This is a genomic window from Alcanivorax sp. (assembly GCF_002726155.1).
Lineage (GTDB): Bacteria > Pseudomonadota > Gammaproteobacteria > Pseudomonadales > Alcanivoracaceae > Alcanivorax.
In genome coordinates this window covers 15,967-35,617 of the sequence record NZ_PBSH01000047.1, presented here as the reverse complement: position 1 = coordinate 35,617, position 19,651 = coordinate 15,967, and the positions used below count along the sequence as shown (strand labels likewise).

19 protein-coding genes are annotated in these 19,651 nt (G+C 60.5%); 12 read left to right on the top strand and 7 right to left on the bottom strand.

Annotated features, from left to right (window positions below):
- Window positions 1-72: 72 nt before the first annotated feature.
- The 11 genes from CL546_RS14605 to mgtE all read left to right on the top strand — a co-directional run bounded on the left by CL546_RS14605 (window position 73) and on the right by mgtE (window position 8,710).
- On the top strand, window positions 73-1,041 hold the full coding sequence (locus tag CL546_RS14605; protein ID WP_290496271.1) for a KpsF/GutQ family sugar-phosphate isomerase: 969 nt from the start codon (window positions 73-75) through the stop codon (window positions 1,039-1,041).
- Window positions 1,042-1,545, top strand: a complete 504-nt coding sequence (locus CL546_RS14600) for a KdsC family phosphatase (RefSeq protein ID WP_290496269.1) — start codon at window positions 1,042-1,044, stop codon at window positions 1,543-1,545.
- Window positions 1,542-2,099: an LPS export ABC transporter periplasmic protein LptC gene (lptC, locus tag CL546_RS14595; protein WP_290496267.1), complete on the top strand. Its 558-nt coding sequence runs from the start codon at window positions 1,542-1,544 to the stop codon at window positions 2,097-2,099. Before CL546_RS14600 ends, lptC begins: the two co-directional genes overlap by 4 nt.
- The gene (gene lptA / locus CL546_RS14590) at window positions 2,074-2,679 is read left to right on the top strand and encodes a lipopolysaccharide transport periplasmic protein LptA (protein ID WP_290496265.1); all 606 of its coding nucleotides are present in this window, start codon (window positions 2,074-2,076) and stop codon (window positions 2,677-2,679) included. The genes lptC and lptA overlap by 26 nt, the downstream gene beginning before the upstream one ends.
- Window positions 2,676-3,401: an LPS export ABC transporter ATP-binding protein gene (gene lptB / locus CL546_RS14585; RefSeq protein WP_007151483.1), complete on the top strand. Its 726-nt coding sequence runs from the start codon at window positions 2,676-2,678 to the stop codon at window positions 3,399-3,401. Before lptA ends, lptB begins: the two co-directional genes overlap by 4 nt.
- Before the next feature lie 248 nt (window positions 3,402-3,649).
- Window positions 3,650-5,113 carry an RNA polymerase factor sigma-54 gene (locus tag CL546_RS14580; RefSeq protein WP_290496262.1) on the top strand — a complete coding sequence of 488 codons (1,464 nt, stop codon included), beginning with the start codon at window positions 3,650-3,652 and terminating at the stop codon, window positions 5,111-5,113.
- Window positions 5,114-5,152: 39 nt separating this feature from the next.
- On the top strand, window positions 5,153-5,452 hold the full coding sequence (hpf, locus tag CL546_RS14575) for a ribosome hibernation-promoting factor, HPF/YfiA family (protein WP_007151194.1): 300 nt from the start codon (window positions 5,153-5,155) through the stop codon (window positions 5,450-5,452).
- A gap of 15 nt (window positions 5,453-5,467) precedes the next feature.
- A complete protein-coding gene (gene ptsN, locus CL546_RS14570) occupies window positions 5,468-5,941 on the top strand; it encodes a PTS IIA-like nitrogen regulatory protein PtsN (protein ID WP_290496260.1) in 474 nt (157 codons plus the stop codon).
- Window positions 5,942-6,047: 106 nt separating this feature from the next.
- The gene (rapZ, locus tag CL546_RS14565) at window positions 6,048-6,908 is read left to right on the top strand and encodes an RNase adapter RapZ (RefSeq protein WP_290496258.1); all 861 of its coding nucleotides are present in this window, start codon (window positions 6,048-6,050) and stop codon (window positions 6,906-6,908) included.
- Between the two features lie 63 nt (window positions 6,909-6,971).
- The gene (locus CL546_RS14560; RefSeq protein WP_007150503.1) at window positions 6,972-7,241 is read left to right on the top strand and encodes an HPr family phosphocarrier protein; all 270 of its coding nucleotides are present in this window, start codon (window positions 6,972-6,974) and stop codon (window positions 7,239-7,241) included.
- A gap of 104 nt (window positions 7,242-7,345) precedes the next feature.
- Window positions 7,346-8,710, top strand: coding sequence for a magnesium transporter (mgtE, locus tag CL546_RS14555; RefSeq protein WP_290496256.1), 1,365 nt, complete (start codon window positions 7,346-7,348; stop codon window positions 8,708-8,710).
- 87 nt (window positions 8,711-8,797) lie between these two features.
- Here the strand turns inward: mgtE and CL546_RS14550 are convergent, their stop codons facing one another.
- Entirely contained in the window at window positions 8,798-9,544 is a 747-nt protein-coding gene (locus CL546_RS14550) for a BPSS1780 family membrane protein (RefSeq protein WP_290496254.1), read from the bottom strand.
- A gap of 54 nt (window positions 9,545-9,598) precedes the next feature.
- Window positions 9,599-10,954 (bottom strand): metalloprotease PmbA, encoded by a 1,356-nt coding sequence (pmbA, locus tag CL546_RS14545; RefSeq protein ID WP_290496253.1) that lies wholly within the window; start codon window positions 10,952-10,954, stop codon window positions 9,599-9,601.
- 35 nt (window positions 10,955-10,989) lie between these two features.
- Between pmbA and yjgA the strand changes: the two genes are divergently transcribed.
- Complete coding sequence (gene yjgA / locus CL546_RS14540; RefSeq protein ID WP_290496251.1) at window positions 10,990-11,529, top strand: ribosome biogenesis factor YjgA; 540 nt, start codon at window positions 10,990-10,992, stop codon at window positions 11,527-11,529.
- Between the two features lie 24 nt (window positions 11,530-11,553).
- On the opposite strand, the gene CL546_RS14535 is transcribed toward yjgA, so the two are convergent.
- From CL546_RS14535 to CL546_RS14515, 5 genes are read right to left on the bottom strand one after another with little or no spacing between them, the layout of a single operon-like run.
- Window positions 11,554-13,062, bottom strand: coding sequence for a C13 family peptidase (locus tag CL546_RS14535; RefSeq protein ID WP_290496249.1), 1,509 nt, complete (start codon window positions 13,060-13,062; stop codon window positions 11,554-11,556).
- Between the two features lie 16 nt (window positions 13,063-13,078).
- Complete coding sequence (locus CL546_RS14530) at window positions 13,079-13,540, bottom strand: Crp/Fnr family transcriptional regulator (protein WP_007151180.1); 462 nt, start codon at window positions 13,538-13,540, stop codon at window positions 13,079-13,081.
- Complete coding sequence (gene tldD, locus CL546_RS14525) at window positions 13,540-14,985, bottom strand: metalloprotease TldD (protein ID WP_290496245.1); 1,446 nt, start codon at window positions 14,983-14,985, stop codon at window positions 13,540-13,542. The genes CL546_RS14530 and tldD overlap by 1 nt, the downstream gene beginning before the upstream one ends.
- Window positions 14,972-15,829: a carbon-nitrogen hydrolase family protein gene (locus CL546_RS14520; RefSeq protein ID WP_290496243.1), complete on the bottom strand. Its 858-nt coding sequence runs from the start codon at window positions 15,827-15,829 to the stop codon at window positions 14,972-14,974. Before CL546_RS14520 ends, tldD begins: the two co-directional genes overlap by 14 nt.
- Window positions 15,826-19,650: a YhdP family protein gene (locus CL546_RS14515; protein WP_290496241.1), complete on the bottom strand. Its 3,825-nt coding sequence runs from the start codon at window positions 19,648-19,650 to the stop codon at window positions 15,826-15,828. The genes CL546_RS14520 and CL546_RS14515 overlap by 4 nt, the downstream gene beginning before the upstream one ends.
- Window position 19,651: the final 1 nt, after the last annotated feature.

Genomic DNA, 19,651 nt, shown 5'->3' with positions numbered 1-19,651 from the left:
CAGGGTACCGATTACGGGTCAACGTGAAGGGGGCAACCGGTGTATAATCGCCGCCAACGCCAAGGAGAACGCATGAGTCACGACCATATCAGCGTCGGTCAACGGGTGCTGGATATCGAAGCCCGGGCCGTGGATGCCCTGAAAGACAGCCTGGACACCAGCTTTTCTGCTGCCTGCGATCTGATGCTGAATGCCAAAGGCCGCGTGATCGTCACCGGCATGGGCAAGAGCGGTCATGTGGGCAGCAAACTGGCCGCGACCCTGGCCAGCACCGGCACCCCCTCTTTCTTTGTCCATCCCGGCGAAGCGTCCCACGGGGATCTGGGCATGATCACTCCGGATGACGTGGTACTGGCGCTCTCCAATTCCGGCGAAACCGCCGAAGTGCTGGCCATTCTGCCGGTAATCAAACGCAAGGGCACCGGCCTGGTCGGGATGACCGGCCGCCCACAATCTGCGCTGGCACAACTTTCCGATGTACACCTGACCGTCGCGGTCGCAGAAGAGGCCTGTCCCCATAACCTGGCGCCGACCTCCTCCACCACGGCCGCTCTGGCCATGGGCGACGCTCTGGCCATCGCCCTGCTGGAAGCCCGCGGCTTCACCCCGGAAGACTTCGCCCTCAGCCACCCCGGTGGCAGCCTGGGCCGGCGCCTGCTGCTGAAAGTGGATGACATCATGCATGCCGGCGAACAGCTTCCCGTGGTCAGCGCAGACACGTCGCTCAGCGAAGCCCTGCTGGAAATGACCCATAAGGGCTTGGGCATGACCGCCGTCACTCAGGACGACGGCACCCTGGCGGGCATCTTTACGGATGGGGATCTGCGCCGCATATTCGACCGGGACATTGATATTCGCAAAGCCACCATTGCCGAGGTCATGGTCACCGACCCGATCACCATCGCCCAGGGCCATCTGGCGGCAGAAGCGCTGCAAATCATGGAAAGCCGCAAAATCAACGGCCTGATGGTTTGCGATAATGCAGGCAGACCCCTTGGCGCCTTCAACATGCAGGACCTGCTACGCGCGGGGGTGGTATAAATGCCCATGCAATTTTCCTCCGTTGATGCCCAGAACCTGCGCCTGATGGCGTTCGACGTGGACGGCGTAATGACCGACGGCCGCCTACTGTTCGGCCCCCAAGGCGAAGAACTGAAAGTCTTCAACACCCTGGACGGCCACGGCCTGAAAAAGCTGGCCGCCAGCGGCGTGGCCCTGGCCATCATCACCGGGCGCAACTCCCCCATGGTGGCCAAACGCGCGGCAGATCTGGGTATTGAACACGTGATTCAGGGTCGCGAAGACAAAGGAGCGGCACTGGAAGCGCTGGCTGAATCACTGAGCATCGCAGCCCACGAAACCGGCTATGCCGGCGACGACGAACCCGATGTGAGCGCCCTGCTCTGGGCCCGCCTGAGCTTTGCCCCGGCCAATGCCCACGACTGCGCCAAAACCGCCGCCGATCACGTTACCGAACGACGTGGTGGTGAAGGCGCCGTCCGGGAAATCTGCGACGCCATTCTCGCCCTGCGGAGCCAGGCATGAAACGTCAGGGACTATTAAGCGCAACCGGCATCTTGCTGCTGGGGCTGGTCATGCTGATGACGCTCCACGAGTGGGACAGTACCCTGCCCGGTCAGGATAACGCTGTAATGCAGGCGCCGGCGATCATTGCCGACGACGTGACCGCCCGGGCTTTCAGTGAAAAGGACGGCACCCTGCAATACCACCTGACCGCCAACAACCTGGTGCAGTTTGATCACAACCCGCTTACCGAAATGGAAGCGCCGGTGCTGGTCATGGCCAACGACAAGGGCAGCTGGACCATCACCAGCGAGCAAGGCACCGTGGAAGGCGACGGCAACCTGATTACTTTTTTCGGCAAGGTCAATGTGGACAACCCCACCCAGAAAGTGAACCTGGATACCGACGAATTGCGCTTCGATAGCGAAACCAACATTGCCACCACCCCAGGCGATGTGGAAATGACATTCGACTCCGGCCAGACTCGTGCCGGCGCCCTGGAAGCCGATCTCGACAAGGGCATTCTGAACCTGAAACAAGGAGTAAAGAGTGAGTTTGAAGCACCGGCTTCATAGCACCCGCCGCCTCGCCGCACTGGCCTTGCTGGCGACATTGCCCCTGGGCGTTCAGGCCGCCCCCATGGACGGCCCCATCCAAGTCACGGCAGACAGTGGCCGCTTCGAACAGGACGCTGGCAGCGGCCTGTACCGAGGCAACGTGGAACTGATTCAGGGCAAGCGCAAACTGTTTGCTGACGAAATGCGCCTATTCACCAGAAATGGCGACCTGGTCCGGGTGGAAGCCACCGGCTCCCCCGTGCGCATGGAAGAAGGCGAGGGGCTGAATGCCCACGCCGAAAACCTGGTATACGACATTAACGCGCGCACCCTGGTCCTCACCGGCGACGCTTACATCGAGCATCAGGGCAATACGTTTGAAGGCGCCAAGGTGGAATACAGCCTGGACTCCAAACGCGTGGACGCCAGCAGTGAAGGTGACCAACGTGTTCGACTGGTGATCCCGGCCGAGAATCAGACCAACGCCACCCGCAACGACGACGATGCAGCCGGTGACGAAGACACCAGCAGTTCAAACGACACCCCCGGTGACGGCAACGACACCGACTCACCCGACGCGGAGCCCAGCACACCATGAGCCACTTACGCGCCCACCACCTGGCAAAAAGCTACAAGGGCCGCCGGGTCATCGAGGATGTCTCCCTGGACGTGGAAGCCGGCCAGATTGTCGGGCTGCTGGGCCCCAACGGCGCCGGCAAAACCACCTGCTTCTACATGATTGTCGGGCTGGTGGAAGCCGATGCCGGCCGCATTGAGATCAATGACAGCGACATCACCCACCTGCCCATGCACGGTCGCGCCCAGCGCGGGATCGGCTACCTGCCCCAGGAGGCCAGCATCTTCCGTCGCCTGACGGTGGAAGAAAACATCATGGCGATTCTGGAAACCCGCAAGGAGCTGAGCAAGGCAGAGCGCCACGAGCGCATGGAGAGCCTGCTCAAGGAATTCCACATCGGCCACATTCGCGATTCGCTGGGGATGAGCCTGTCCGGCGGCGAGCGTCGCCGGGCGGAGATTGCCCGCGGCCTGGCCACTGACCCGGACTTTATCCTGCTGGACGAACCTTTTGCCGGGGTGGATCCGATCTCGGTCAACGACATCAAGGGCATCATTCGCCACCTGAAAGACCGTGGTATTGGCGTCCTGATCACTGACCACAATGTGCGTGAAACGCTGGATATCTGCGACACCGCCTATATCGTCAGCGCCGGCCACATTATTGCCTCCGGCGATGCGGACATCATCCTCGCCAACCAGCAGGTGCGGGATGTGTACCTGGGCGCCGATTTCAGGCTCTAAACAGATTGCCAGCGACGCAGTGAAAGCACGAACCAGCCTGAAAGCAAAGCAGCCGTGCCCAATGCCTGGACGCGGCTGCTTGCTGGCACACCCACAACCCACATTGCTGCTCGCCTCGCCACCAACGGCCCACCACCACCTGCCAACGCCATTCACCTAGCACACAAAGGCCAATGGCACAATTCTTGCTAGTTGCATGATTAGCTTGGTATTCTCGTGTTTTGGGGATCCGCAGAATACCGAGCAGTATGAAACCCACACTACAACTACAAATTGGCCAGCAGCTCACCATGACGCCGCAGCTGCAGCAGGCCATCCGCCTCTTGCAACTGTCCACGCTGGATCTGCGCCAGGAAATCCAGCAGGCCGTGGAGAGCAACCCCCTACTGGAGCTGGCCGACGATTTCGGTGACGACAGCCTGCCCGAACATGACGAAGAACGTCAGGACGAGGAGCTGGACACCGAGCGTGACGACGCCCTGGAAGAGCTGGTGCAGGACGAACCCGGCGCAGAAACCGAGTGGGACGATGTCTATTCCGGCCAGACCAGCAGCGCCACCGCCTCCCTCCCCGACGATGCAGACGAATGGCAGCAACGCCACGCGGTCTCCGGCAATCTTCAGGACCACCTGCTCTGGCAACTGAACTTGACCCCCATGAGCGATGTGGACCGCATTATCGCCATGACAATCATTGAATCCCTGGACGACCGCGGTTATATCACCGTGCCCCTGGACGACATCGTCGACATGGTGAACGCCCAGCCGGAGCTGCTCACCGAAGGCGATGAACTGGAGCGCGACGAAGTGCTTGCCGTGCAGCACCGTCTGCAACAGTTCGACCCCGTCGGCGTCGCCAGCATCGATCTGGCGGACTGCCTGGGCGTGCAACTACGCCAATTGCCCGCCGATACCGCCCTGCGCGACGAAGCCTGTGCCCTGCTGGCTCACCTGGACCTGCTGGAAAAACACGACTACGCCGCCCTGCGTCGCACCCTGCAGACCAGCGAAGACGTCCTGCTGGAGGCCCTGTCCCTGCTACGCACCCTGGACCCGGCCCCCGGCGAGCAGATCGGCGAGCCCCAGGTGGACTACGCGGTTCCCGACGTGATCGTGCGTCAGCATCAAGGCCGCTGGCAGGTCAGCCTCAACGACGACGTCCTTCCCCGGGTCAATCTGCAACAGCAATACGCCAACATCGCCCGCACCACCAGCGGTGAAGACGGGCAATATCTGCGCAATTGTGTTCAGGAAGCCAAATGGTTCATCAAGAGCCTGCAGAGCCGCCATGACACCCTGCTCAAGGTGGCCACCCGCATCGTCGATGTGCAACAAGGGTTCTTCGATTATGGCGATGAAGCCATGAAACCCCTGGTTCTGGCGGATATCGCCGACGCCGTTGAGATGCATGAATCGACCATCAGTCGGGTCACCAACCAGAAATACATGATGACACCCCGCGGTGTCTTTGAGCTGAAATATTTCTTTTCCAGTCACGTGGGAACCGACGGCGGCGGTGAGTGTTCCTCCACCGCTATTCGTGCCATTATTAAGAAGCTGGTCGCTGCCGAGAATCCCCGCAAGCCGCTCAGCGATAACAAGCTGGCCAGCTTGCTGAATGAGCAGGGAATCAATGTAGCGCGCCGGACCGTCGCCAAATACAGAGAGGCGATGCGAATACCGTCTTCCAGCGCCCGCAAGCGTTTGGTGTAGGGCGCCAGGACGGATCCCAAACAGGTAAAGGAGCCAGCCATGCAAATTAATATCAGCGGTCATCACCTGGATATTACCGATGCCTTGCGTGCCTATGTGGGTGACAAATTTTCCCGCCTGGAGCGCCATTTCGATCAAATCACCAGCGTCCAGGTGATTCTCTCTCCGGAACCGAAAACCCATAAAGCCGAATCCACGATTCATATTTCCGGAGCCGATGTCTTCGCCACCGCTGAGGCCGGAGACATGTATGCAGCGATCGACAAGCTGACGGACAAGCTGGACCGCCAGATTCTCAAACACAAGGAAAAGGCCGTCAGCCACAAGCACGGTCACTAACCCAAAGCGACAATTATGCGAGTTCGCGAACTACTGACTCTGGCCCGCACCCATCATGGCGTGCAGGCCAGCAGCAAGAAACAACTGCTGGATCAGGTTGCACAGCTGGCCGCGGCCAGCTGTGACAGCCTCAATGAACAGGAGGTCTTCGATGCGCTGGTGGCCCGGGAAAAACTCGGTTCCACCGGCATTGGCGAAGGCATTGCCATTCCCCACTGCCGGCTCGGACACTGCCAGCAAGCGGTCGGCCTGTTATTGAAACTGGAAAACCCCATCGATTTCGACGCCGTTGACGGACACCCCGTGGACCTGGTGTTTGTGTTGCTGGTCCCCCAGGACAACCCGGAACAGCATCTCAAGACACTCAGCCACCTGGCATCCCTGTTCAACGACGACAGCTACCGTGCGGAACTGCGCCACAGCACAGATAACCAACACCTCTATCAAACAGCCGTAGAGTCCGAAGCGGAGTTGCGACTGGCATCATGAAGGAACGCAACAAGCTTTCACGCATCATGCAACACGCCCTAAACGCCCCCTTGTCTATCGATTTTGCGTGCCAGCGTGCTGCGTGTGGCGTGCCAGCGGTGAAACCATGAAACTCACCATTATCAGTGGCCGCTCCGGGTCCGGGAAAACCACCGCGCTGCAAGCGCTGGAGGACCAGGGTTTTTATTGTGTCGACAACCTGCCCGCCGGCATGCTGCCGACACTGGCGAAACAGCTCAGCGAGGGCGAACCGCCGATTGAGCGGGTCGCTGTGGGCATTGATGCCCGCAACCTCCCCGCCCAGCTACTGGCTTTCGACAACATCCTTGAAGCCTTGAACGAACAGCAGGTGGGCAGTGAAATCATCTACCTGGACGCAGATGACCACACCCTGCAGACCCGCTTCAGCGCCACCCGTCGCCGCCACCCGCTGGGCACCGGCGAGCGCTCACTGGCCGATGCCATCGGCCATGAACGGGAACTGCTGGCCAACATCCGCCAGCGCGCCGACCTGGTCATCGACAGTAGCAACCACGACGTTCACACCCTGCGCAACCTGATGCGCGAGCGGGTGGCCCGCCGTGAAGCCGCCCTGTCGCTACAGCTGGAATCCTTCGGCTTCAAGAATGGCCTGCCCACCGACGCGGACCTGGTGTTCGATGTACGGGTATTGCCCAACCCGCACTGGCATGCAGACCTGCGCCCCTTTACCGGCAAGGATGACTGCATCATCGATTTCCTCAGCCAGCATCAAGCCAGTCACGATATGCTCAAGGACATCGGCGATTTCGTGGCGCGCTGGTTACCGGCGTTTGCCCATAGCGATCGTAGCTACGTGACCGTCGCCATCGGCTGTACCGGCGGGCGCCATCGCTCAGTCTTTATCACCGAACAGCTGGCATGGAATCTGCGCGCCAAAGGCATTGCCCTTCAGGTTCGTCACCGGGAACTGCCCAGAGAGCCGTAGCCCGGCCATGACCTGACACCCGGCCTTTACCCTTTCAGATGACTTCTGACCACAAGACGCCCGATGATTGAAAAAAAACTCGACGTAATCAACAAACTCGGCCTGCATGCCCGCGCTGCCGCCAAAGTGGTCAGCGTGGCCTCCCGCTACGACAGCCGCATTCTGGTACTGCACAAGAGCCAGACCATCGACGCAAAAAGCATCATGGGGCTGCTCATGCTTGGCGCAGCGAAAGGCAGCAGCGTCACTTTTCAGGTGGAAGGGGAAGACGAACAACACGCCATGGACGAACTGGAAGACCTGTTCGCCCGCTGTTTCGACGAAGGCGAATAACCCTGGAATCACCGGGAAATTTACCACTCTTTACCGCCATCTCACCGGCGACGCTTCGGCCTTCACACCGCCTCGTGTAAACTCTCTTCCAGCAAGGAGGAGCCATGCCCGCCGATAGCAGCCGTAGCCAACAGCATTTAAAAGCCATTAACCGCGCCCTGGCCAGCGGTACCTATACCCAGGTACGTCAGCTGATCAACAATTTGCCCGGCGCGGAAGCGGCGCATTTACTGGAATCCTCCCCGCCACGGGAACGGGAAATTCTCTGGCAGCTGCTGCATAAAGATCAGGAATCCGAAGTCCTGCAATACCTGGGCGAAGAGGTCCGGGTCGAACTACTGCGAAACCTGTCCACCGACGAGCTGGTATCGCTGGTTGAAGAACTGGACACGGATGACCTGGCGGATTTGCTGCAAGAGCTGCCGGACCATGTCACCTCCCAGGTGATGGCCAGCCTGGACGAACAGAACCGCGAACGACTGGAGCATGTACTCAGCTACCCGGAAGATACCGCCGGTGGCCTGATGAACACGGACGTGATCACCGTGCGTCCCGAGATCACCTTCGAGGTTGTCCAGCGCTACCTGCGTCGCCGCGGCGAGATTCCTCGCACCACGGATAACCTGGCCGTAGTGAACCGGAAAAACCAGTTCATCGGCCTGCTGCCGCTGACCAAGGTACTGATCAGCGACCCGGGCACCACCGTGCGCGAAGCCATGATCACCGACACGGAATCCATTACCGCCACCCTGCCCGCCCATGAAGTGGCAAAGATCTTCGAACGCCACGACTTGGTAACCGCCCCAGTGGTGGATGAAGACGGCATGCTGGTGGGCCGGATCACCATTGACGACGTGGTTGACGTAATCCGCGAAGAAGCGGATCACTCACTGATGAGCATGGCCGGTCTGGATGAAGACGAAGACACCTTCGGCTCCGTGTGGCAAACCGCCCGCCGCCGGGCCCTGTGGCTGGGCATCAACCTGTTGACCGCGCTCGCCGCCTCAGCCGTCATCGGCCTGTTTGAAGCCACCCTGGAGAAAGTCGTGGCGCTGGCCATCCTGATGCCCATCGTGGCCAGCATGGGCGGCATCGCCGGCAGCCAGACACTGACCCTGGTAATCCGCGCCATGGCACTGGGCCAGATCCAGTCCAACAACACCCGCTACCTGCTGTTCAAGGAACTATCCGTGGGCGCCATCAATGGCCTGCTCTGGGCAACCGTGATCGGCATTACCGCCGGGCTGTGGTTCAACGACCCGAATCTGGGCATGGTGATAGCCGCCGCCATGGTGATCAATCTGGTGATGGCCGCCAGCGCCGGCGCCCTGCTACCCATCACCATGAAGCGCCTCGGCATTGATCCAGCCCTGGCCGGGTCCGTGGTGTTGACCACCATTACCGATATTGTCGGCTTCTTTGCCTTCCTCGGCCTGGCCACGGTGCTCTATGCTCACCTGCTAACGTAACAAGACACCGGCCTTCATTGGCCCCACAACAACAAAAAAGGCGCCGAACGCGGCGCCTTTTTTGTGCATCACGCTCTGTCGCAGAACTTATTCCACAAACAGCTGCTTGAACGATACGTAGTACGCACCGGCCAGAATCGGCATCACGAACAACCACCCCAACAGGAGCGGAATCGCCGCCACCACCAGGATCAGGGAGATCACCAGGGTATAAACGATGAAAGGGATGATGTTTTTCAGGCAGGCATCCAGGCTCAGCTTCATGGCGTCGACCACCCCTTTTTGCCCCAAAAAGATCAGCGGCACGGCGAAGTAAAACAAGAACATGAAGACAAACATGGCTACCGTGGCCAACAGGCCAAGCACCACAATGGCCGCAGTACCGCCGTCACGGCCGAGCAGGAAAAACAGGCCACCCAATACGACGCCCGCCACCAGCAGCACCACCAACTGCGCCACCGCGGTCATGATCAGTGGACTGGTACGGTCAGAAAACCCGGCGAACAGATCCGAGAAATCAGAACGGTTTTCCGTATCGATACGATGAAAGATTTTCACAATGCCCGCGTACAGCAGCGGAGTCAGCAGTATCTGGGCAATCGCACCCAGAAGCGGAATGATCTGCAAGGCAGAAGTGATCAACACAGTCACTACCAGCGCGCCCAGTACCACACCCCAATGCCCGCTGAGCATGCCATGGCCTTTGCCAATCCAGCCCATGGCATCACCCACGCTAATTTTGCGTGGCGCAATGATGGTGAACTCATTGGCGCTGGCCGGCGCCGCATTGGCCACATCCGATTGCGGCTGTTGATACGGATTCATATCACTCATTCGTTGGTTCCTTCCCTTTCCCAAGTCAAAAAAATCGAATTACACCGGAGGCCATTACCGGCCGGCAATCTTGATGGGCGACAACAGCAAGGATCCACAGGCAATATTCCCGCGGTAATCCACATCCGTGCCACTACCTTGAATCCCCAGCAGCATCTCCCCCAGGTGGCCGGCAATAGTAAACTCTTGCAAGGCACCTTGTATGACACCGTTCTCAAACCAGAAACCGCTTGCTCCCCGGGAGTAATCTCCGGTGACCAAATTGATGCCCTGCCCCATGACCTCAGTGATCAGAATCCCCTTAGGCACCTTGGCCATCAGCTCCGCCAGCGAATCACCGGTATCGGTAATGCGCACATTGCGCACGCCGCCACCATTGCCGGTGGGCGCCATGTCCAAACGCCGGCTGGCATACAGACCCAACGCATACTGTTTGAGCACACCGTCTTCCACAAACGCCTGCGCCCGGGTGGGCAAGCCGTCACCATCGAAAGGCGCCGACGCGTTGCCCGCCGCCAGGTGCGGATTTTCCGTGAGCTGAAACCCGGCCGGTAACACCGCCTTGCCCAGGCAGTCCTGCAGAAAAGAGCTACGGCGATACAGTGCTCCGCCGCTGATCGCAGAAACCAGATGTCCCAACAGACCCGACGCCACTTCCGGGGCGAAGATCACCGGCAGTTCACCGGTTTCCGGCACCTCGGCACCCAACCGGGCCAGGGCACGCTCACGGGCCTGCTCACCCACCGCTTCGGCAGACGCCAGGCGATCCCCCACACGCCCACCGTCATACCAGTAATCGCGCTGCATGCCGGCCTCATCTTCCGCCACCACACTGCACACACGGCTGTGGTGGGTACCACGGTAGCCGTGCAAAAAACCTTCCGAGGTGGCATACACCCGCAGGCTGGCCCCACTGTTGACGGAGGCACCCTCGGAATTAACGATGCGCGCATCGTCACGGGCCACGGTTTCACAACGCAGCGCCTGCTCAATGGCAGATTGGGTATCCATGGCCCAGGGGTGATACAGATCCAGGTCTGTCACCTCCCTGGCCAAGTCGGCCGCTGGCGCCAACCCCGCATAACGGTCTTCCTCGGTGTAACCGGCAATAGCCGTGGCAGCGGCCAGGGTGGCGCGCAAACTATCACGGTTATCATCGGAACTACTGGCGTGACCTTTGCGCTGCCCCTTGTACACGGTCACCGACATACCCCGGTCGCGGTGGAATTCCACTGTTTCCACTTCGCCCTGCCGCACATTGACCGAATAGCCCTGAGACAGGCTTACTCCCACTTCCGCCGCATCAGCGCCCTGCCGCTTGGCCTCTTCTATCAGCCAGGCAGCCGTATCTTTGGCCTGTTGTAACTGCGTATTGTCGAGTTCGGCTGTCGTTGGGGAGGAATCAGACATAAAATAGCGGTTCCATTGATGGGTATTAAACAGTTATGACCGAGTATAGCGACGACCAGATCACCAGCAAGGGCCAGCAAAAGCGCGAAGACAATGCCTTGCAAGAGCTGGGTCTGTTACTGATGGACATGAAACAGGTGGAGCGCGAGCGCCTGCCCCTGCGTGACGATCTGCAATACGCGCTGGTTGAAGCCACACGCATCACCAGCCACGAGGCACGCCGCCGCCATGCCCAATACATCGGCCGGCTCATTCGCGAAACCAACAGCGAACAGATCATTCAGGCGCTGGAGCGGCTCAATGATCCGTTTCGCCAGCAGCGCCTCAGCAACTGGGTGGAGCAGATTGTGGTCTGCGAGCAACCCAAAGATGCGGAAAGCACCGTGCAACAAATTCTGGAATTCTTTCCCCACGGTGACCGCCAGCAACTGCGCAACCTGACGCGCAATGCACTGAAGGCCCGGGTGAAAGATCCCGCCGACGCGCCCCCCGCGGAAAAGGAAAAATTCAAACGCGAGCGCCGCAAGCTAATCAATTACCTGAACCAGCTGGACAAGACGGCGCCGCTGTACTGACATCGGCGCGTTGCCCAAGCCATATCAAGGCCGTCCCGGAACCACCAGGGCGGCTTTATCCGCCTGCCACCAGCTTAAAAAACGCCCGCCCACAGATTTCTGCGGTTGCGAATGGGCCTCACCCTCGATGCCCTGTTCCTTTTCCATCAGCGCCACTTTTTCGTTCGCCGCGTCGAACCAGGCCTGCGGATCATTGACCCCGGCAGCCATCGCTTCGCCGTACAGCGCCTTGCTGAACCAGGTCCGCTCGGAATCATCACCACAACCGAACGAAGTGCGATCGGCTGCCGCAGAGGAAAACACCACTCGCTCCGGCGTCGCCAGGCCTTCCACCCACTTGCCCGAATAACAGGCCGACACGATCACCCACTGATGCCGGGCAGACAATCCATTCAACCATTGCTTGCCATCAGCCACGGTGAGGTTGTTGAGTTTCAGGCTTTTGTCATCCAGCAGCAGATCACCGTCGGGAGAACCGTGGCTGACAAAATGCACCAGCAATAAATCTTCGTCAGGGTCCAGCAAGGCATCCAGTGCCTTGAGACTTTCCTGCACACTGGTACGGGTGGCCAGCGGCAACTCATCGCTGCCGCCATTAATCAGACGTACATGGCGGCGCTTCAAATCAAACACCGAGCCCAACCGTTCAGCCACCCAGTCCACCTCACGGGCAAACACCGCCTCGGTGCCATCGCCGCCCACCACCAGTAAATAGACATCGCGCACACCAGGTCGCTGGGGCGCCAACGAGGACAATACCGACTGCAACCGGCTGGATTCGGTATACAGCCGCGCTTCCATGGCCGCCGCCTGCTGCTGCTTGCGCTGTCGCCAGGCTTTTTCACTGGGGTAGTAATCGCCGCGTACAAAAAAGCCCTTTTCCACCACCGGCTCGCCCTCATCACGGGGCCGCGTGCGCGTCCCCGGGCCTTCCGCGTGGCCGTTTTCAAACGTGGCGCGGATCACCACGCCGTCCGGACGGGTCAGCTCCCCCTTGCCTTCAAAGGTGAAGAAATCGAACTCGCCCTGATAGTGGTAACCTTCCTCGTTGCGGTAAGTCCCCTTCACCATATAACCCTCGGCAAAGGTGCCTTCAAACTGTTCTGCTGATGCGGTGACCCAGAGCCCTTGCCCGTGCGGTTGAAAATCACGGAACTCCCCCTGATAGGAATTATCGTCCAGATACGCCACCGAGCCTTTGGTCAGCTCCCCATTGGTGAACTGCCCTTGATAGGACGCATCCGGGCAGGTGTAACTCCCTTCACCATTGAGGACGCCATTCACAAAGTGGCCTTCCTGCACACAACCGTCCCGACCTTCCAGGCGCCCCTCACCGGTCATCAAGCCTTGCTGGAATTCTCCCTCGTAATACCGACCGTCCGGCCATGTCAGGCTACCCTGACCATGAAACAGGTTATCTTCTGTGTCGCCGTCATACACAGCACCATCGGGCATGCGCACATCCGCCGGCAATTGCACCGGCTCACAGCCAGACAGCAGCCCCAGCAATACCAAAAGACACAGGTTTCTCATAAGCGACAGGCTTTCATTAGCCCACTGGCAGCTTGAACTGAGCCAGCTGGGACGAGGTACGGCGCAGGTGAGTGCATAACAGGCGGGCAATATTCTCCATCACCAGACTCACCGCATGGGGGCTACGTTTTCGCAACTGCTCGATACCCTTACGGGTCAGCACAATCAGGGTGGCATCTTCCGCCGCACGCACGGTGGCCGAGCGGGGTTCATGGTCCACCAGCGCCATCTCGCCCATGGAATCACCCGGGCGCAGGTGGGCAATCACTACCTCACCACCACCGTCATTATCCTTGACGATATCCAGGCAGCCGCGAACTACAAAGCAGACGAAATCACTGCGGTCACCTTCCCGGCAGACCACGTCGCCCACCGGCACCCGGTTCACAAATACCAGTTTTTCCAGCACCGCCAGCTCCTCATCACTGAGGCCGGCAAACAGCCGCATGCGAGAGAGAATATCCAGAACCTGGGACATCAGGCGGTGCCTCCCACGGTGAGCGCATCCACGCGCAGGGTTGGCTGACCCACGCCCACCGGCACGGATTGGCCATCCTTGCCACACACGCCGATACCCGAATCCAGTGCCAGGTCGTTACCCACCATGGAAATGCCACGCATGACTTCCGCACCGCTGCCAATCAGGGTGGCGCCTTTTACCGGACAGACAATCTTGCCTTTCTCCACCAGGTACGCTTCGCTGGTAGAAAAGACAAAACGGCCAGACGTGATGTCGACTTGGCCGCCGGCAAAGTTCACCGCATAGATGCCACGATCCAGGCTGGCAATTATATCCTGCGGATCACTTTCTCCCGGCAGCATGTAGGTATTGGTCATGCGTGGCATGGGCAAGTGCGCATAGGATTCACGGCGACCATTGCCGGTGGGGGCAACCCCCATCAGACGGGCATTGGTCTTGTCCTGCATGTAACCCACCAGCTTGCCGTTCTCGATCAGGGTATTGCAGGCAGAAGGCGTACCTTCATCGTCCACACTCAGGGACCCCCGGCGATCCATCAGCGTGCCGTCGTCCACCACCGAGCACAGTGGCGACGCCACCATCTCACCCATTTTTTTGGCGAACATGGAGGTGCCCTTGCGATTAAAGTCGCCTTCCAGCCCGTGGCCGACCGCTTCATGCAACAGCACGCCGGGCCAGCCGGGACCCAGTACCACCGGCATGCTCCCTGCCGGCGCCGCTTCGGCCTCCAGATTCAGCAAGGCACCGCGAACCGCTTCGCGGGTCCAGGTTTCGATGCGCTCTTCCTGCAGCAGCCAGTCATAGGCCACGCGGCCACCACCGCCTGCACTGCCACGCTCCCGGCGACCGGCACGCTCGGCAATTACACTCACATTGCAGCGAATCAACGGGCGCACATCCGCCGCCAGGGTGCCGTCACTGGCCACCACCATCACCACATCCTGTTCGGCACTGAGGCTGGCGGTGACTTCCACAATGGCCGGGTCCAGGGAGCGGGCCATGGCATCAATACGCTGCAACAGTGCGACTTTTTCCTGGGCGGGCCAGCCCAGCAGGGGATCAATGGCGGTGTAACGGGCGGTGGCGGCGCGGCTGGCCAGTTGGATCTGCCGATCCTGGCCTTGCCGGGTAATCGCCCGCGCGGCGCCGCTGGCCTGCTGCAATGCCGCCAGGGTGATGTCGTCGCTGTAAGCAAAGCCTGTCTTGTCGCCCTGCACGATACGCACACCGGCGCCGCGCTCGGTATTGAAACTGGCATCACGAACAATGCCATCCTCCAGCACCCAGGCCTCATGGCGGCTGTGCTGAAAATAGATATCGGCGTAATCCGCCTGCCCGGTCAGTTTGCCATTCAGCAGTGACGCCAGTTGCAGGGTGTGCAGATTGGCCGGAGCCAACAGCACGGATTCGGCAATAGAAAGAGCGTCATCAGTTTGCGTCATAAGGACCTTCAATACGTAATCGTTGATGCTGCTGTACAGGCATTCGCTGGCGAAGCTCGTCCATGGTAGCAAGGTCCAGCGGCGCCACAAGCGCGCCGGGCGCATTCTCCAGACTTGCCACCACGTCCCCCCAGGGGGACACCAGCATGGAATGGCCGTAACTGGCACGACGCGGGCCGTGTTGCCCGCATTGGTTGGCACCCAGCACATAACAACCGGTCTGCACCGCGGTAGCACGCAGCAGCAGCTCCCAATGGGCGGCACCGGTCACGGCGGTAAACGCCGAGGGATAGACCAACAACTGGGCACCGGCACTCACCAGGCGCTGGGCAAGGGCCGGAAAGCGCAGGTCATAGCAGATAGCCATGCCCACCTGCACATCCGCCAGGGGCACAGTGACGATGGTTTCGCCAGGCTCAAAAAGATCCGATTCCCTGTATTGGCCCTGGGCGTCCTGCACCTGAGCGTCAAATAAATGCAACTTGTCGTAACGGCCAACGATCTCGCCATCCGCGGTGACCGCCAGTGAGCGCGTACGCACCCGTGGAGCGGGCACAGGCTCACCGTCCGGGCGATGCAACGACGGCACGCTGCCACCAATAATGGCCATGCCCAGCCGGGAAGCCTGCTCACAGAGCCACTGCTCCAGCAGGGTATATTCTGCCGCCAACGCGCGGTAATCGCCGCCGTAGCCCGCAAAATTTTCCGGTAATACCGCCAGGCAGGCGCCCTTGTCCCGGGCCGCCTGCAACAGTTCGGCAGCCTGCGCCAGGTTGGCCTGCAGCGCTTTGCCACTGGTCATCTGTATTGCGGCCACCTGTGCCGCTGCGTTAGGCACCGTCATTCGAAAATCCCTTCGGTTTCAGACACTTTCGGGTTCGACCAACTGCCGCTCACGCGGTATTCCATGGTCGCGGTCTTGTCCAGTTTATCGCCCCAGATGCGCTCCACCACAAAGATACCGGCACAGGCGGCAGGCCCGGCCAGACACCCGGCATACAGGTTGCTGGACAGGGGCAGTGTGACTTCCATTTGATGGTTCAGGGTTTCTTTTTCAAGATCGATGGCGCCTTTCACACGAATAGCAGCCGAGGGCGAATCGATGGCCAGATTGCTGGTGGACACTTGAGGGCCGTCGATGGCGAAGTCCCCGCTGATGCTGTCACAGCTTAGCCCCTTCTTGTACAGATCGGAGAAATCCAGCCGCAGTCGGCGCTGAATGGTGCCCAGATTGAGGATACCCAAAAGCCGCAAAAACGAGGTCTTGGTGTCGGTATCGGGAATCCGGCACTCACCGATATCCACCCGCGCCTGACCATCCAGAGCAAGGTAATCCGGCGCCAGTGGCCACTGCGGCCAGCCCAGCGAAACCTTGGCACTGGCGTCATCGGATTCAATCATTTCCGGCAGCCCCCAGGCACTCAGGGAACGGCCCAGATTATCGGACGCCAGCGATCCATTGAAACGGGTGTACTGATTGCCGCTGTCTTCTGTCCAGTCCACCGTGCCCTGTATCCGGCTGGCCCGCCAGCGGCCCTGTAGATTATTGATGCGCACTCCTTGCGCCGTGGGGCGCAGGTCTGCCTGCCATTCACCGAAGTCTTCACCGTTGATACGCAGGTTAGCCAGGCGGGCATTCACGGCAGGCAGATTCATCGGCGACAGCGGCGCCCTGGATTTCGGGTCAGCACTTTCCGGCAAAGTCAGATTCATCCGCGATACGGATACATTCAGGGGCTTGTCTCCCCGGGCCGAAAACCCTTCCGGAATGGTCATGGAACCGGCCACGGACGGGCTGCTCAGGGCCAGGTCCCAGCCTTTGCCGCTGGGCAGCACCGACAGGCTCGCTCCGGGCACATCCACGCCGAACAAATCCAGCGTGCCCACCTGCACATTGACCTTGTTCAAACCGCCTTGCTGGCCGCCATTACCGCCACTATCCGACGTATTGCCCTCCATGGCCGGCACCAGCTGGTCGCTGACAAAATCGATCCAGGGTTCCACGCTGGCGCGGGCCAGGCGCCCATGCACATCGATGCCGGAAGCGGGGGGGCGCGGTGTCCCGGCCCCCAATCGAAGGTCGCCCCGCACCGTTTTACCCAGCGCAAAGGCGCCGCGCACGACATCGCCATACTGCAGCCTCAATCGCTGGCCATTGCCGGTAAGGTCCAGCGTCAGCGCCCGGGTCTGCGCCGCACTTTTCCCCAGAGGCGCAGGCGCCTTCACTGTGACGCCCTTGAGCGAGGAGGTCGCGTGCAGGGCAAAGGGCGAGCCCTGCCAGGGCACCTGAATGGTCAGCGCCAACGGCAACGAACCACTGGCCGGGGCCAGCCAGTTGAAACCCAGCCACTCGCGCACAGACTTCACTGGCACCTCCCCCTCCAGGGCGAGGGTGCTCTTGCCCGCGTCGGTGGCCCATTTGCCGGTCACCTTGCCACCCAGCGTGGAGGCGCTAAGCTTCGACATCTGCAACCCGTCGCGCAGATGGAAATACACCGGTGCCTGCACCTCAGTCAGCAGCAGATTTCTCTCCGTATTTTCCACCCGGCCGTCGGCCACTGACGCATCCACGATCACCATGGGCGCGCCTTCCCCTTTCTTGAGCGGGATATTCAGCGTTAGCTGCCCCCCCATGGTGCCGGACTGATAGCGCCAGTCTTTCACCTCGTCGGGTAACTGTTCTGTTAGCGGGGTGTCCTGAAAAACTGTATCCAGGTCGCTGAGCGGGCCGTGAACTTTACCGGTGACGATCACGCGGGGTCCGGTCTCATCATCAAACGCCGGCACGTCCACGTGCACATCCGCCACCTGGCTATTGAGCAGATTTCCCCGGCTGGCCACCCCTCGCACTTCCCGGCCATTAATCCACACATCCGCGTTCACCCCAGTGGCCTGTGGCCAGTCAGGCAGAAACGACAGGCGCACGTCCTCGCCCTGATAACGCATCTGGAAAGTCCGGTCCTGCTGCCGGCTTTTATCGATTTTCACCGGCCCTTGATAGAGCAGCTGGCCCCGCTGCAAATGGCCATCGCCGATGGCCTGCCCCAGCCAACCGGACAGGCCATCAGGCAACCGTTTCAGCGGAATGTAGTGGTTGGCACGGGCACCGTTGCCATCGTAAATCTCTGCTGTCAAACGTAGTTCAGGCACCTGCTCCGGGCGCATGGTCACCGCAACCATGGCCTCACCGTGGGCATCCGGGTTCACCACGCGCAGGCGGCTGGAGCGCACCGTGAGTGCATCGCCCTGGCGCTGCCAGCCAAACACCCCGGCCATCTGGCCACCCAGCTCGTGGTCATACAGGCGCGGCAGGCGCAGCGCCAGATCATCGCTGTACAGATGCGCAAGCCCAGCACCCGGCGACCCTGCAACCCACCCATTCAGGCCTTTGACGCCGGGAATCCGGTCATCCGCCTGGCTGGCCAGGCCGGCAAAGCGCGCCTGAAACTGTTCCAGATCCCGCGCGTGGCCACTCAGATACACCCCCTCCACTACACCGCGCGGGGACAATACCGACAACTGCTGACGCACCTTGTCAGCGGGCTCCGGCAGGCTGAATGGCCAGCTCTGGAATTGCTGGCTGATGGCGTGCACTGGCAGTTCATTGGCGCGCAGCTGCCACTGGCGCCGTTCACCCCGGGTCTCCCAGCGCAACGCCATATCGCCCAGGGTCAGAGGGCCAGAAGGCGATTTGCCGGACAGGTTGGAGAACGACAAGGTTGCGGTATCATCTTCGCGCAGCAGCGATGCCCTCAGGGACAGCCCGGTCAACGGCCAGCGGGTGTCATCAGCCTGGGTAAGCGTCAACGTGGGCACATCAACCTGCAGCTGGCCGCTGATCGGCTCACCGCCTTCCAGGGTGCCCCACAACGCCACGGATGCATCCAGCGAGCCCAGATCCAACGGCATTTTTTCTATATCGGGCAACCATTCGTGCAGGCGCTTGCCCTCGAAGCGGGTATAGATATCCGCATCCACCTCGTCCAGTGCGTAGGCATCATCGTGCAGGTGTATTTTTGCCAGCAGGGAGAGAGGTCGGTCCCGGGCCTCCACGCGCACTGCCAACCGGTGCTCACCGCCCTCGTTGGTCATGGTGGCATCCAGCTGCGATGCCGCCAGCGGTGGCATGCCCGGCCATTCCAGGGACAAACGGGCATCGCTGATCGACAACAATTGCTGGCGGTAAAACAACTTGAGGATACGTTCCAGCGGCGGCCGGGATTCAGGATCACTCTGCCCGAGCACATCCAGGCCACGCAGACGAATCTTGCCATCTTCACCGCGCACCAGATTCAAATCCACCCCGCGCACACTGAATTCCTCAAGCACCAGATCCCGGTGCCACAGGGAGCGAAACACATCAATGCTGAGCACCACTTCATCCAGCACCAATGGCGCCTCCCCTTCCGGGGCAGGCAGACGAATCTGGCGGGCGACGAACTGGGGCACCAGCCCGGACATGGTGCCGTTCAGTTCGGCGATGGTCAGCGGGGTCTGAATGCGTTCTTCGAAGAGATGCTCAAGGCGCTCACGGTAATCCGGCACCAGCAGCATCAGCTGACGACCTACCACCACATAGGCGGCCATCAGCAATAAAATGATCGCGGCTGCCCACCACAGGGAAGGAAACAGTCGGCGCCAGCGTGAAGTGTGGGTCGATGCCATA